The sequence below is a fragment of the Streptomyces alkaliterrae genome (assembly GCF_007097205.2).
In the GTDB taxonomy this organism is placed as follows: Bacteria; Actinomycetota; Actinomycetes; order Streptomycetales; family Streptomycetaceae; genus Streptomyces; species Streptomyces alkaliterrae.
This window is the reverse complement of record NZ_VJYK02000767.1, coordinates 1-380: the sequence shown is the minus strand read 5'-3', so window position 1 is coordinate 380 and position 380 is coordinate 1. Positions and strand designations below refer to the sequence as shown.

Below are 380 nucleotides of genomic sequence, written 5' to 3'. Positions count from 1 at the left end.
GATCTCGGGGAGATGGACGCGCTGGTCGCGGCGGGAGCGCAGCCACATCTCGATGCGGGAGTCCTCCGCGTTCCACAGGGCGTGGTGGTCGAACGCGGCGGGGTCGAAGTCGCCGCCGAGTTCGCGGGTCGGTCCACCAGTGGTGGACGGTGAAGCCGGCGTCGGCGAGTTCGGCGGTGAGCGCTTCGCGGCGGAACTTGACCGAGATCTCCGTGCGCATCTCCTCCCCCGCCTCGAAGTCGACGGTCAGGTCGATCTCGGGGAGATGGACGCGCTGGTCGCGGCGGGAGCGCAGCCACATCTCGATGCGGGAGTCCTCCGCGTTCCACAGGGCGTGGTGGTCGAACGCGGCGGGGTCGAAGTCGCCGCCGAGTTCGCGG

Annotated in this window: 1 protein-coding gene and 1 pseudogene; both read right to left on the bottom strand. The window is 70.5% G+C overall.

Features of this window, described 5'->3' with window-relative positions; all coding sequences use genetic code 11:
• Nucleotides 1–78: hypothetical protein (locus FNX44_RS29920; RefSeq protein WP_369123547.1), on the bottom strand; the 78-nt coding region annotated here is incomplete at its 3' end.
• Between the two features lie 97 nt (nucleotides 79–175).
• Nucleotides 176–331, bottom strand: a pseudogene (locus FNX44_RS30125) (L-histidine N(alpha)-methyltransferase); the annotation flags it as partial.
• Nucleotides 332–380 lie beyond the last annotated feature (49 nt).